The organism is Spirosoma sp. 209 (assembly GCF_002006735.1).
GTDB lineage: Bacteria > Bacteroidota > Bacteroidia > Cytophagales > Spirosomataceae > Spirosoma > Spirosoma sordidisoli.
The window spans coordinates 104,365-118,510 of sequence record NZ_MVEC01000012.1 but is presented as its reverse complement, the minus strand read 5'-3'; the positions used below and the strand labels follow the sequence as shown (position 1 = coordinate 118,510).

Here is a 14,146-nt window from a genome sequence, read left to right as displayed (position 1 = left end):
CTAGCAAAACTTATGAAAAGATACCTACCCATCCTGCTCGCTGCGAGCTTGTCGCTGACGGGCTGCGCCGATCTGCTGGAACCTGAAGTCGAGAACCTACCCGGCAAAGATGCCATGTACAAAGAGGTGACCTTCGCCCAGGGATTCCTCCTGAATGGATACACGCGGCTACCCGGTCTGCCGTTCAACGATGTGGCCACCGACGATGCCGTCAGCAACGACAAAAACAACGCATTCCTCAAGATCGCAACCGGCCAGTGGACGGCCAACTATAACCCAACCGACCAGTGGGTGAACAGCATGTCGGCCATTCAATACCTGAACACCATGCTGGCCGAAGTCGACAAGGTTACCTGGGCCACGGACCCCAGGGCAGCTCAGATGTTCAGGGACCGCATCAAAGGGGAAGCCTACGGCCTGCGCGCCTTTTACATGTTTCAGCTGTTGCGGGCCCATGGCGGCTGGGCCAGCAGTGGTGAGTTGCTGGGGGTTCCCATTCTGACGAAACCCCAGGATACGAACTCCGACTTCAACCAGCCCCGCGCTACCTTCGAAGCCTGCATGCAACAGCTCTACAGCGACATTAAACAAGCCGAAGACCTGCTGCCCCTCGATTACGAAGACGTTACATCGGCCTCGCAGATTCCCGCCAAATACAGCGGCATCAGCCCGGAAGAGTACACCCGGGTATTCGGGCAGTACTCCCGGCTTCGGCTAACGGCCCGGATCGCCAAAGCCATTCGGGCACAGGCGGCCCTGCTGGCGGCCAGCCCAGCCTACAGAACCGGCACCACCACGACCTGGATCGATGCCGCCAACCACGCGGGCGAGGTTCTGAAACTGGTGGGAGGACCGGCCAGACTAGCCGCTAACGGAGGCACCTGGTACGACAACCGCACGGAGATCAACAACCTGGGCGCGGGTATCAATCCGCCGGAGATTCTCTGGCGGGGCGATGCATCCAACAGCCGCAACCTGGAGGAGGACAACTATCCGCCGTCTCTGTTCGGTCGGGGTCGTGTCAACCCGACCCAGAACCTGGTCGACGCGTTTCCGATGGCGAATGGGTACCCCATCACGGCAGCGGCCAGCGAGTACCGGGCGCAATCGCCGTATACTAACCGCGACCCCAGGCTGCAGCGGTATATCGTGGTCAACAACAGCACCCTGGGGCCGTCGAACACGGTGATCAGAACCGAGACCGGCGCGGGTAACGATGCCGTCAATCAGATCGAGACATCCACGCGCACCGGCTACTACCTGCGCAAACTACTGCGTCAGGACGTGAACCTGAACCCGATTGGCGCCAACCAGCAGCGGCATTACACGGCCCGCATCCGCTACACCGAAATCTTCCTGATCTACGCCGAAGCGGCCAACGAAGCCTGGGGCCCCGACGGACAGGGCTCATTCGGGTTCTCGGCGCGCGACGTAATCCGGGCCATTCGTCAACGGGCGGGTATCGGTGCCAACAACGGAGATGCGTATCTGGCTTCGGTCCAGACCCAGGCCGATATGCGGCAGCTCATTCGGAATGAGCGTCGGCTGGAGCTGTGTTTCGAGGGCTTCCGCTTCTGGGACCTGCGTCGCTGGAATGAAAAGCTCACCGAGAGCGCTAACGGCATCCGGATAACGAATGGCAACTACTCCATTTTTCCGGTAGAAAACCGATCCTTCACGGCGCACATGAACCACGGGCCTATTCCGTACGGTGAAATGCTCAAATGGAAGTCACTCGTCCAAAACAAAGGCTGGTAAACGCTCCTCATAACCAATCATTTACGAAGGTGAAGAAATTACATACACTCTTACTACTGGCAGGAATGGCTGTTTTCAGCGCCTGTGAAAACCAGGAATGGGTATTCCCGGACTTCAAGTACACGACGGTCTATTTTGCCTACCAGTCTCCGGTTCGCACCATCACCCTCGGCGAAGACCTCTACGATACCTCGCTCGATAACGCACGCAAATGCAGGATCATGGCAACAAAAGGCGGGGCCTATACCAACAGCACGGACATCACCGTCGACATCAAGATCGACAATTCGCTCTGTGACAGACTGTTGTTCGGCACCAATGGCCAGAAGGTATTGCCGATGCCAGCCAACTACTACAGCCTGGCCGCCAACCAGATCGTTATCCCTAAAGGCAGCATTACGGGCGGAGTAGAGGTGCAGCTGACCGACGCCTTTTTTGCGGACCCGGCCGCGATCCGGAATACCTACGTCATACCGGTGGTGATGAACCAGGTGCAGAATGCCGATTCGTTGCTGCGGGGGAAGAGCACACTGCCGTCGCCCCGCCGGACGGTGGGTAGTGACTGGGACATTACCCCTAAAGATTATATCCTTTACGCGGTGAAATACGTGAACCCCTGGCATGCCACCTACCTGCGCCGGGGTAAAGATGTCATTGCCGGTAAGGACGGGAATACCGCCATCAGTAAAACCCTGGTGCGCCGGGGCAGATACGTCGAGAACAGCGAAGTCTGCAACCTGTCAACCCGCTCGCTGAATCAGGTTGTGTTCAGCAACTCCATCAAAGCGACCAACGGAACCGACATGCCGTTCCGGCTCATCCTGAATTTCGACGAAGCCAGTAACTGCACCATCACCACCGACGCCACCGACTATACGGTGAAAGGAACGGGGCGGTTCGTGAAGAAAGGTGATCTTAAAAGCTGGGGCAATCAGGATCGCGACGTGCTGCACCTCAACTACGAAGTCAACTTCAAAGATGCGGTCCTGACCACCACCGATACCCTGGTCGTACGCAACCGGGGTGTCGTTGCCGAAACGTTCATTCCGGTGTACCAGTAAGCCACCCTCAACCTCATAGAGCCCGATGACACCTTTGAAAACGACCACCTGCCTGGCGCTCCTGACGGTGCTTTCGGCTGCCTGTAGTCCCGACGAAACCGAATTCGTTCTGGAAAGGCCCGAAAGTGTAGCGACCATGGCACCCATCAACCGGTATAATGCCCTGAAATCATACGTGGACCCAACGGCGAACCCCAACTTTAAGTTAGGCGCCGGTGTGAGCCTGGCCGATTATATGGCCCGGGGCGTGGTTTACCGGATGATCAATAGCAATTTCAACGATATTACCCTGGGTTACGAGATGAAGCACGGCGCCGTCGTGAAAGCCGATGGCAAGCTGGATCTGACCAACGTGACCAATCTGCTCAAGGCCGCTCAGGCGGCCGGGGTCAGCGTCTATGGCCACACACTGGCCTGGCACGCCAACCAGAACGCGGCCTACCTCAATAGCCTGCTGCTGACGGGCGTCGACTTCGACCCGGCCGACAAGCGCGTAAACTACGTCAATGGCTCCTTCGAGCAGAACCAGACCGGCTGGAACTCCTGGGGCGGCTCCAGCACCCGCGATATTGTCAATACGGGACTGGTCGGCACGAAAAGTCTGCGTTTCACGCATACGTCCAAAGCAAACCCCTGGGATGCCCAAATCGCGCTGGACTTCTCCCCGATGCCCGTACCCGTGGGCGAGTACACCCTGTCGTTCTTTGTCCGGTCCGACGCGCCGGGTAAGTTTCGCTGCTCAACGGTGGGAACGGGCCCCGACGTGCAGTACCAGGCCGATGTCATTACGTCGACCACCTGGCAGTACGTAGAGTGGGATATCAAGTCGGCGGGTTCGTTACAGGCCTTGCGCTACGACATGGGCACCACGCCCGGCACGTATTACCTCGATGAGGTCCGGCTGAATCCAAGATCCACGCTCTATAAAAAACCGGTTATCCTGCAGCTGAGCGACCAGGAAAAAGGGCGGATTATCGGCGGTGCCATGGACAAGTGGATCTCCGAAATGGTTACCCAAACCAAGCCCTACGTGAAGGCGTGGGACGTGGTGAACGAACCCATGGACGATGCCAAACCGACTACGCTGAAGACAGCCGCCGGCCGCGCCCGAATTGCTACGGATGAATTTTTCTGGCAGGACTATCTGGGTAAAGACTATGCGGTCAGAGCCTTCAAGCTGGCCCGGCAGTACGGGAACGCCGACGATGTGCTGTTCATCAACGACTACAACCTCGAATACGACCTCAACAAGTGCCGGGGCCTGATCGACTACGTCAGCTACATCGAGGCCAATGGCGCCAAAGTAGACGGCATCGGCACCCAGCTGCATATGAGCCTGGATACGAAGCGGGAAAACATCGATCAGATGTTCCGGATGCTGGCCGCTACCGGCAAGATGATCAAAATATCCGAGATGGACATAGGCATCGGTACGGGTATCAAAACCCCGGCTACGACCCCCGCGCAGTACAAAGCCCAGGCTGACCTCTACGAATACGTGATCTCGAAATACATGGAACTGGTGCCCGCTAAACAGCGCTACGGCATTACCATGTGGAGCCCGATGGACAGCGCCGAAGGGTCGACCTGGCGAGCCGGTGAGCCGATCGGCCTCTGGAAACGCGACTACAGCCGCAAACAGGCCTACGGTGGTTTTGCCAACGGTCTGGCCGGTCGAAATGTGAGTGCTGATTTCAAATAACGAAACCGCGGCCGAATACCCCGGTAAAACCATAGATTTCGTCGTTCCGCCCCATGGGTGGGATGACGAAATCCTTTATTTTAGCCGATTGTATGGCTCCTTGCCCCAACCGGAAACCAGTCAACCGCTTCCGGTAAAGTGCGTTGTTCGGCGTTGGTCCTTTAGGTCTTCTTTCCACTCGCTGTCAGCAGCAAACTCAGCGTATTGTACATGGTTCGTAAGCTTTTACTCTTCGTTCTCTGGTTTATGTGGCCGTGTGTTGCGCAGGGCCAGCTGGGCAAGCTCTTCACGGTCGAAACCGGCCTGTCGGGCAGCCTCGTTACGGACATACATCAGGATCGGAGTGGGTTTGTCTGGATAGCCACCGAAGACGGGCTCAACCGGTTCGACGGGATAAAATTCACCGTATACCGCCATACCAAAAAAGACTCGACGAGTCTGCTGAACAACCAGATCCATGTGCTCTTTGCCGACAAAAACGGCCGCATGTATGTCGGTTGCATCGAGGGGCTTCAGTACTACGACCCGGCTACCGACACGTTTCACGCCATCCCCCTTATTTTGCCCAATGGCCACGCCGTCAGCGCCAGTGTATCCACGATCTGCCAGCGAAAAAATGGGGACATACTGGTGGGTACCTCTGGCCACGGCACCTTTAAACTAACCCGGCAAGGGCCACAGCTGGTTGGCCATAAGACCCAGACAAACGCCCCCAGTGAACTGATCATCCGACTGCTGGAGGATAACGAACAGAACCTGTGGGTATCCACCGAGGATAAAGGCCTCTATCGCTTCAGCGGTCAGACGGTCAACGCGTACTTTGTATCGAAAAAGTCGCAGAACAACATCATCAGCAGCATCTGCCAGGACCGATACGGGCGTCTGTTTGTGGGTAATATGAGCAGTGGTCTGTATCGCTACGACCCGGCCGGCCAAACCTTTGTTTCCATACCCTACAATGGGCAATCCGACCTGCCGGTAGCCGATCTGCTGGTCAACCAAAGCAACCAGATCGTGGTGGCCACCAGCGGTAAAGGAATGAAGTACTTCGACCCGGTTTCCAATAAAATCCTGGACCTCGAACCCAGCGTAACCAGTTTCGATTTCTCCCGGTCCAAGGTGAACACCATGCTCGAAGATCAGGCCGGCAATGTCTGGATCGGGATCTACCAGAAAGGCCTGTTGCTGCTGGCGGGCAACACCAACCGATTCGGCTACATCGGGTACAAGTCGGTCAGCCGGAAGTCGATCGGGTCGAGTGCAATCATGGCGCTGGAGCAGGACGAGCAGGGAACTGTTTGGGTAGGCACCGACAGCGACGGTCTGTACGCGCTACCGGCCGGGGGTAATGCCAGCGTTCATTACCCCACGGATAAGGAAGGCGGCACGGTACCGTCCAACATCCTGACGATTCATCAGGACTCCCAAAAAAACCTCTGGCTGGGGTCCTACCTCAGTGGCCTGTCCCGGTTTGATCGCGGCACGGGTAGAAGCGTCCCGATAGCCAAACTGGTCGACAAGCGGGGTGACAACGTACAGCGTGTGTTCAGTATTCAGGAAGACGCGCGGCAGCGGCTGTGGATCGGTACGATGGGGTCGGGTATTTTCCGGATGGATCTGCGGTCGGGGGCGGTCAAAAACTACGACGCCCTGCCCGGTCACCTCTACCGGCCCGAGTATAACAATCTGCTGAACAGCTGGATCAACTGCCTGTATATTACCAAAGATAACAAGCTCTTCATCGGTACGTTCGACGGGCTTGGCTGTCTGGACCTCGACACGGAAAGTTTTATTTCCACCCTGGGTACAAACCGGCTCATGGCCGGTACGGTCGTGTACTCGCTCTTCGAAGACAACCGGGGTATTCTGTGGATAGGTACCTCGCAGGGGCTGAAAAAGATGAACCGCTCCACGAAGGAGATTACCATCTTCGACGCCGATCGTGGCCTGCCCGGCAACCAGATCTGGTCGATCCGGGGCGATAAGATGGGCGACCTCTGGATAAGCACCAACCACGGCCTGTCGAAGATGGACGTGGAAACCAACACCTTTACCAACTTCTACTCCTCAGATGGCCTGCAGGGTAATGAATTCAGCCGGGGAGCCTCGCTGATCAGCGAGGCCGGCGAGCTGTATTTTGGTGGGGTAAACGGCATCACTCATTTCAAACCCGATGAAATCCGCGTGGCCAGCAAGCACCTGGCGGTGCAGATTGTCGACCTTTACATCCGCAACAAACCCGTCAGGAAAGGGACCCGGTCGGGCCGTTTTCAGGTGGTCGATACCACCGTTACCAACGCCCGTGAATTTAATCTGGCTCATCACGATAACTCGTTCACCCTCGAGTTTTCGACCATGGATTTTATCGACGCGGAACGGGTGGCCTACCAGTATTCGATCAACGACAACGTCTGGGAAGAACTACGGCCCGGCACGAACCGACTCACCTTCGACAATCTGTCGACGGGCAGCTACCAGTTTCGGCTCCGGGCCAAATTCAGCAACGCCGTTTCGGCCATTCGCCAGGTAACCGTCATCGTGCATCCCGTCTGGTACCTCTCAACCTGGGCCATGCTGGTCTATGCCCTGCTGACCCTGATCGGAGCCGTATTCGTGGCCCGAACGGTCAGACAACGGCGACGGGTAAAAGCGGAATCACTTGCCCACCAGCGCCAGGAGGAGATTAACGAAGCCAAGCTTCAGTTCTTCATCAACATAGCCCACGAAATCCGCACGCCCCTGACTCTGGTTGTCAGCCCGCTGCAAAAACTCATTACCCACGATCAGGATGAGGAACGCAGCCACCTCTACAGCATTATGGGGCGTAACACTAAACGGATACTGGATTTGGTGAACCAGCTGATGGATATTCGAAAAATTGAAAAGGGGCAAATGACGCTGCAACTCGAAACCGTCGAGATGACTCAGTTTACCAACGAGATCTGCCAGCTTTTTGAAGAACGAATCCATGCCAAACCGATTCAGTTCATCACCGATTTTCCGACGGCATCCATCTACGCCTGTATCGACCCGCACCACTTCGACAAGGTATTGATCAATGTACTCGCCAACGCCTTTAAGTTCACTCCGGCGGGTGGCCTGATCCGGGTTGTGCTGCGGGTCGATGCGGACGGAGCCGCCAGCGAGCAGCCGGTTTTACTATTGGCTATCGAGGACTCGGGGCAGTGCATCAGCGAACTGGAGACCGAGCGTATTTTCGAGTGTTTCTACCAGTCGGAAGACCATCGCGGCTATAACCAGCAGGGTACGGGCATCGGCCTTCACCTGGTAAAACAGCTGGTTGAACTGCATGGCGGCACGATCAAAGCCGAAAACATGGACCCGGTCGGTTGTCGGTTTCTGATGAAGCTCCCCCTCGAATCAGTCGTTAACGAAGTACACGTACCGGCGGTAGCGCCTGTCAGTACCCCTCAACTGCCGGAGCTGGCAGCGCATAGCCCGGCTATAGCAAAAGCCCGAAAGCGAGCCCGGCGCATAGCCATTGCCGATGACGACGCTGAAATCTGCACGTTCCTCTCCGATGAGTTGTCGGATGAATTTACGGTATTGACCTACGCCAACGGGGAAGAAGCCTACAAAGGCATTGTCAAAGAAAAACCCGATCTGGTGGTCAGTGATGTGATGATGCCGTTGATGGATGGCATGACGTTGTGCCGTAAGCTGCGGGCCAACCCGCTCGTCAATCACATCCCCATCATCTTGCTGACCGCCAAAACCGAAGAGTCGAGCAACGCCCTGGGCTTTGAACTGGGTGCCGACGCGTACATTACCAAACCCTTCAACATGGAGATACTGTCGAAAACGATCAGGAGCCTGATCCGCAACCGGCAGATTATCCTGAACAATGAGCACGAACAGCAGTACCAGGATGAGTTCATTGCCAAAGTCAGTCTAAAATCTGCCGATACAAAATTGCTGGAAAAGGTACACGCGCTGATTAGTAAAAACCTGGCAAATCCGGAGTTGAGCGTAGAAATGATCGCCAGCGAGATCGGCATCAGTCGGGTTCACCTTCACCGTAAACTGAAGGAACTGACCAACTCCACCACCCGCGACCTGATCCGGCAGATCCGTCTGAAACAGGCGGCAGACCTACTGACTACCAAAGGACTAACGGTATCTGAAGTTGCTTTTGCCACGGGCTTTGCAAACGTGAACAACTTTTCGGTTTCGTTCAAGGAAATGTACGGGGTATCCCCTGCCCATTACGCCGAACAACACCTGGTGTAAGGGCAGGATTGACCGTCGGGGTATACAACGACCAGCGGTTCAGCCTTTGGCCCCGTTCTGGACGTATAGCGAATCCTGAAACTGTTTCAGCCGGTTTACCGTGACCGCGATGTAGTCCGGCTTCATCAGGGTAGCTTTTCGGTCACTCCAGTCGGCAACAGCCTGGGATAACTGATCAGTATCGAAACGGATTTCAGGTTGCTCGGTCAGGATCATGTCGATGGTGGCCAGCAGCTCCATACCGAGGGGCGATTCGAAACCACTGATCAGATTGTGGAGAATCTGTTGGGCTTTTATCTCCTCGGGCGTACAATTTTCCTGAATGTAGTCGCGTATCTGACCGATCTTTTCCGGATTTATCTGCAGTACGTCAAACGAGCGGGCTTCGTTCTGCTTCATACCTGTCAGGTAATGACCATCCAGGTCATTCAGCACATAGCGTAGTTTATGTGCATAAGGGCCATACTTATGCCGCTCGAAGGTCAGACCGAAGTCCAGACCCAACCGTTGCAGCAGGTAAACGATCTTCTGAATTTCGAGCAGGGTCAAATCGTACCCTAACTCTTTATAGCGGAGTAGCCCATTGAGCACAATGGCGCGAAGAGTCGTTAAGGCAGGGGCTGGTTTAGTCCGGGTGCGGGGAGTTTGATAGGCAGCGTCCGACGGTTCGTAAATAACGAACTCAACTGCCGGCAGCACGGCAATCTTTTTCAGAATGAGTGGCTTAACGATACTCCACTGCAAACCACCATTGCCGCTACCCAGGGGGGGCATGGCGATTGACCGGATTTGCAGACGGTTGATAGCCTCAACCAGGTTATCGAGCCCTTCGTCGATATAACTTAGTTTGGAAAAGCCTTTCCAGTGCTCTTTGGTTGGAAAGTTGATGATGTACTTTGGCGTAACCAACCCAGTCTCGGTGATGAACATCTGCCCCACCCTCACGTCACCGCGATCACAGGCTGCTTTATAAAGGCGATAGTTTTCCGGGTACTTTTCCTTGAATTGCAGCGCCACACCTTTGCCCATGACCCCCACCGTGTTAACCGTGTTGACCAGCGCATCGACTGTTTCGGAAAATAGATTTCCCGCTTTGTAAGTGATCTGCATATGGGCTTAAAAGTACCATTCCGGTTGAATTCTAACCGGTATCTGTCCTGCAAAATTAATCAATTTCAGGCGGACAGCCTGAGCAACTGATTCATTGGCGACGACAATAGCCCGGATACAGAGGGCGGGAAAGTGTTGATGGACCATAAACTCGGCCATGCGTCGGCGTCGGCGGTCGTTGTCCTCTTCTGTAGAAAACCAATACTTAGCCTTCATAATTTGCCAGTCAATTATGGTCAGGTCAGTTAATTGATTACTGAACCGGCTAAACTGCATCAGTGCATGGCCATCCGTGAAAACAAACGGTATACCTGAGTCAGCAATCAATGATACCTGGCTGACAAGATAGATGATTTCCTCCTGTACACGTGGATTCGTACGCGTTATGCTGGCCAGCATGGGCGAACGTGGCGCAAAGTAGAAAGGTATATAATCAGCTAAGACACCAAATGGCGCACAACTGACGCTGGCCAAATCGCGTTTGGTAATGATGTCGTCTTCCCCAATGGTTATGAAGTTAGGCTGCTGAGTCAAATGATGACAGTTCCGGCAGGCAATACCATGCTCCAGTACATGGGCCAGGTTGTCTAGCGCCATAATGCGGAATAAGTAGCCATTTTCGGGGGTCAGCCAAGGAAACATGCGGATAAATATAGGGGAACGAAGCCTGTTAGTATTAGGCCACCATCCACAAAATAAGTCCCACAAACCCGAAAACGAAACCCAACTTGACGACCATAGTAATCGTTTCTAAACGCTTTAGTGCTTTATAGGCTCCATCTACCCCCCGGCTTTCGACTAGGCTTCTTAACTTTTGCCGTATGATTGTGTCGGCTTCGTCCAGATTGCCACTTTCATAGGCCCGGAAGAATTGTTTCTTCCAGATTTTTTCTTTTTTTCTTGCGCGATTCAGCCGCTTCATCTGCGCTTGTTGGGCGTTACGCTTCGCCTGCAGAGCGCGTGCGACTAGGTCCCACTTATGACCACAGGATAAGCAATAAATGTCCAGTTTATCGCTGCCGTGGAAACCCGCTAATGCCCCAACACCACCGGTCAATACCGCACCGGCAACGGCTTTACCTCCACTAAATCCACGCTTTTGGGCTGTAATCTGATCTGAACTGCACTTTGGACAACGTACTGAATTACTCATTACTGCACGTAACTTTTTTGATAGGTGTGGTATGAAACCTAACTGGTTTGTAAAGCGCTGAAGTCCTGTTTACTCCTCCATAAACGCCAGCGCCGTTTGCCCGGATTTCCGGCCTTTTTTACCGACGGCGGCCGTAGCGGCTTTGATTTTCTCCAGCATCAACGAAGCCGGTTCATCGGCAGGGTCCTGCGGCACCAACTCGCCCCGAAAGGCTTTAGCCAGTAAGGCCTGCGGCAGCTTGTCAATCCTGGCTTTTAACGACTGGTACTGCGCTTCGAGGGCATCGGCTTGTGCAAATAAGGCTTCCACGCGTTTGACGATTTCTTGCTGCTCTTCGAGGGGTGGGACTTGAACAGCAATTTGTCGTATAGTTTCCATTGACAGACTAGGCTGAGCAGTTGCTTTAACAAATGACATTGTATTGTTGAAGCCTACTGGGGATTGTAAATAATAATTCAAATATTTTACATCTATCCAGTCAACGTCAATCTTGGCAACGTTGGGTGCTAAATGCCATCTTTTATCACTTGGAGCCAAACAAACGTTTCCAGTTCCAGCACCTATAAATACCATTAAAACTTCTCTTCCATGAAGTTGAGAACGTTCGAGATAATCTGAAACAGATTTATCGATATAGGTAATATTATCCTCAATAAACTCTCCCATATGTACATTCTGCGCCCTAACTACAGGTATTTCGCCATTTTCCTTAAAGACGATATGATTCGTATACTCAAATCCTGCCAACTTAGTAACGAAGGCCAGAAATTCAATAGTTGTAATCGCCCACGATTCTGGAATATCAGTTGTTAGTCCATTAGGTAATTCTGGAATTTCTTCTAAATATACTTTCCTTGGCTTTTTCTTTCCTTCCTTTTGTGCTTCAATGCATAGTTCAATATACCTTTCCTTTCTATCAAGAATTAGTTTATCAAAATTTGTTTTTACATCTGAAATCTCAGGATTCTCTTCCCGCCATTCCTCCGTCAACTTCCCCGTGACGGCTTGTGTAAGAACGGTTTGGCGGAATTTTTTAAGCAATTCAGGAATGCGGGCTAAACTGGTTTTCAGCGTCTCCAAATGACCAAAGGCCGCATCTAATTTGGCAACAATGCGGGTTTGCTCAGCAAGGGGGGGGAGTGGAATTTCAATAGCGGAGTATTCCTTGAACTTAAGATTTCTTAAATTATTACTCCCTCCCTGATATTTAACTACCTCACCGGAGTAATAGAAAAACTCTAAATATTTGTGTACGAATATTTTGTCTACAGTTTCTTTAAGCCGAAGCAACCTCAAAAAATTTGAGCAAACTTTTGGTAAATCCGGGTTTAATAAGAGGGATTCTTTATCAATAAGTAAAACTCTGCCAACTGGCTGCGTCGGACCACCCCCAGAAATTTCAAGTAATATATCACCAAGTTGAAGTTGGCGTACTTTAAGACTTGAGCTTTTAACCATGCGCAATGCCGCAGTTGCACCTTTCTCTTTACTCCAGTTTTTAAATTCGCTTCCTCTGATGCAAATTACTTTTTCATACTCTTCATTTAATTCGGGATCAAAAACATCCTTTCCCCAATCTCCTCCAATAACATGGTCAGTAATGTCAATTAAAGATGCTGACTCCCACCCTTCCGGTAATTCATTTTCCATCATCCCAGCAATTCAATAATTTTCTCTAATTCAAGGTGCATCGCCTTCAGTTCGTTGGCGGCTTCGCGGGCAATGTCGAGCGGCTCGTCGTCGTGGGCGCTGCTGGCGTGGCTGTCGTCGGCAATGAGGCCGAGGTCGAGTGAGTCGTTTTTGGCGGTGATCTGCTCGCGGGTGAGGCAGCTAAAGCGTTCGTCGGCTACAGCAGCGCGTTTGGCGTGGTCGATGGTGCCGTCGTATTGCTCGTTCAGGTCGGCCAGGTCGATGCCGCCCGTGTAGGCCCGCGCAAAATCGGCAAAGGCGTTCCGGGTAAAGGGGGTGCGCTTGCCGTAGCTGGGCGCGTTGGTCCGCATGTCGTAAAACCAGACCTGCCGGGTGTTGCCCGTTTCGGTCGTGCCCCGCTCAAAAAACAAGACGTTGGTTTTTACCCCGGCTGCGTAGAAAATGCCGGTGGGCAACCGCAGAATGGTATGCAGGTTGCACTTGTCCATCAAATCGCGCCGGATTTTGCGGCCGTCGCCATCCTCGAACAGGACGTTATCGGGCAGCACCACCGCGGCCCGCGCCCCTCCCCGCTTGTGGAGCGATCGGTAAATATGCTGCAGAAAATTCAGCTGCTTGTTGCTGGACAGATACGTCAGATCATCGCGCGAGGGGCGCTCACCGCCCTGTTTGGTGCCAAACGGCGGATTGGCCAGCACCCCGTCGTAGTTGCGGAAGCTCTTGCCCAGTTCGGAGAGCGTATCGCCCAGTTCGATGCGCGATTCCAGCCCGTGGAGTTTGGCGTTCATCAGGGCCAGTCGGTGCGCATCCTGCACCAGCTCGCAGCCGCTAAACGCTTCGTTGACCTGAAACGCCCGCTGGGTCGTGTCGAGGGCGTAATAGTCGGACGTTTTTCGGTACAGATATTCTTTGGCGGCAATCATAAAGCCGAAGGTCCCGGCGGCTGGGTCGTTCCAGCGTTCGCCAATTTTAGGGGCCATCAGTTCAACCATCACGTTGATCAGCGGGCGGGGGGTAAAGTACTGCCCGGCGCCGGATTTCTTCTCCCCGGCGTTTTTCTCCAGCAGTTCTTCGTAGATGGTAGCCAGCTTATCCTGCTCGTGCTCATCGTACCAGTTCAGGGCGTTGATGCTGGTGATGAGCGTTTTCAGGTTTACCGGCTTGCGCAGCGTGGTGGAGGCATTGGTGTAAATCTCCTTCACGGCGGCATTGTCGGACTTGGCCGAAATGGTCGCCAGCAGTTCGCGGTAGGTATCGAACAGCTCTTTATTATCGGAAATAGCGGTCAGCTTCGACCAGCGGTATTCCTCGGGAATATCGGCTTCAAACCGTTTCAGCTCCGACAGGCGCAGGAAAAGAATGTAGGTTAGTTCGTTGAGGTACTGGTGGTAGGTAACGCCATCGTCGCGCAGGAGGTTACACAACCCCCAGAGTTTATTGGCAATGTCTTCGGCACTCATA

Annotated in this window: 9 protein-coding genes; 4 read left to right on the top strand and 5 right to left on the bottom strand. The window is 53.6% G+C overall.

What is annotated here, in order from left to right; genetic code table 11:
- Positions 1-12: 12 nt before the first annotated feature.
- The 4 genes from B1C80_RS19840 to B1C80_RS19825 all read left to right on the top strand — a co-directional run bounded on the left by B1C80_RS19840 (position 13) and on the right by B1C80_RS19825 (position 8,772).
- On the top strand, positions 13-1,758 hold the full coding sequence (locus B1C80_RS19840; RefSeq protein WP_077922956.1) for a RagB/SusD family nutrient uptake outer membrane protein: 1,746 nt from the start codon (positions 13-15) through the stop codon (positions 1,756-1,758).
- 29 nt (positions 1,759-1,787) lie between these two features.
- Positions 1,788-2,819, top strand: a complete 1,032-nt coding sequence (locus B1C80_RS19835) for a DUF5627 domain-containing protein (RefSeq protein ID WP_236648849.1) — start codon at positions 1,788-1,790, stop codon at positions 2,817-2,819.
- 25 nt (positions 2,820-2,844) lie between these two features.
- Positions 2,845-4,521 carry an endo-1,4-beta-xylanase gene (locus B1C80_RS19830; RefSeq protein ID WP_077922954.1) on the top strand — a complete coding sequence of 559 codons (1,677 nt, stop codon included), beginning with the start codon at positions 2,845-2,847 and terminating at the stop codon, positions 4,519-4,521.
- A 246-nt stretch (positions 4,522-4,767) separates the two neighbouring features.
- The gene (locus B1C80_RS19825; protein ID WP_236648848.1) at positions 4,768-8,772 is read left to right on the top strand and encodes a two-component regulator propeller domain-containing protein; all 4,005 of its coding nucleotides are present in this window, start codon (positions 4,768-4,770) and stop codon (positions 8,770-8,772) included.
- A gap of 39 nt (positions 8,773-8,811) precedes the next feature.
- Here the strand turns inward: B1C80_RS19825 and B1C80_RS19820 are convergent, their stop codons facing one another.
- The 5 genes from B1C80_RS19820 to B1C80_RS19800 form a co-directional block, all read right to left on the bottom strand.
- Complete coding sequence (locus B1C80_RS19820) at positions 8,812-9,882, bottom strand: macro domain-containing protein (RefSeq protein WP_077922952.1); 1,071 nt, start codon at positions 9,880-9,882, stop codon at positions 8,812-8,814.
- 6 nt (positions 9,883-9,888) lie between these two features.
- The gene (locus tag B1C80_RS19815; RefSeq protein WP_077922951.1) at positions 9,889-10,524 is read right to left on the bottom strand and encodes a DUF4433 domain-containing protein; all 636 of its coding nucleotides are present in this window, start codon (positions 10,522-10,524) and stop codon (positions 9,889-9,891) included.
- Positions 10,525-10,558: 34 nt separating this feature from the next.
- Positions 10,559-11,035, bottom strand: a complete 477-nt coding sequence (locus B1C80_RS19810) for a hypothetical protein (protein WP_077922950.1) — start codon at positions 11,033-11,035, stop codon at positions 10,559-10,561.
- A gap of 69 nt (positions 11,036-11,104) precedes the next feature.
- Positions 11,105-12,688 carry a restriction endonuclease subunit S gene (locus B1C80_RS19805; RefSeq protein ID WP_077922949.1) on the bottom strand — a complete coding sequence of 528 codons (1,584 nt, stop codon included), beginning with the start codon at positions 12,686-12,688 and terminating at the stop codon, positions 11,105-11,107.
- Complete coding sequence (locus tag B1C80_RS19800) at positions 12,685-14,145, bottom strand: type I restriction-modification system subunit M (protein ID WP_077922948.1); 1,461 nt, start codon at positions 14,143-14,145, stop codon at positions 12,685-12,687. Before B1C80_RS19800 ends, B1C80_RS19805 begins: the two co-directional genes overlap by 4 nt.
- Position 14,146 lies beyond the last annotated feature (1 nt).

Coding starts and splice junctions, on each gene's coding strand:
- B1C80_RS19800 (WP_077922948.1), bottom strand. CDS start 14,145: ATGAGTGCCGAAGACATTGCCAATAAACTCTGGGGGTTGTGTAACCTC.
- B1C80_RS19830 (WP_077922954.1), top strand. CDS start 2,845: ATGACACCTTTGAAAACGACCACCTGCCTGGCGCTCCTGACGGTGCTT.
- B1C80_RS19820 (WP_077922952.1), bottom strand. CDS start 9,882: ATGCAGATCACTTACAAAGCGGGAAATCTATTTTCCGAAACAGTCGAT.
- B1C80_RS19815 (WP_077922951.1), bottom strand. CDS start 10,524: ATGTTTCCTTGGCTGACCCCCGAAAATGGCTACTTATTCCGCATTATG.
- B1C80_RS19810 (WP_077922950.1), bottom strand. CDS start 11,035: ATGAGTAATTCAGTACGTTGTCCAAAGTGCAGTTCAGATCAGATTACA.
- B1C80_RS19805 (WP_077922949.1), bottom strand. CDS start 12,688: ATGATGGAAAATGAATTACCGGAAGGGTGGGAGTCAGCATCTTTAATT.
- B1C80_RS19840 (WP_077922956.1), top strand. CDS start 13: ATGAAAAGATACCTACCCATCCTGCTCGCTGCGAGCTTGTCGCTGACG.
- B1C80_RS19825 (WP_236648848.1), top strand. CDS start 4,768: ATGTGGCCGTGTGTTGCGCAGGGCCAGCTGGGCAAGCTCTTCACGGTC.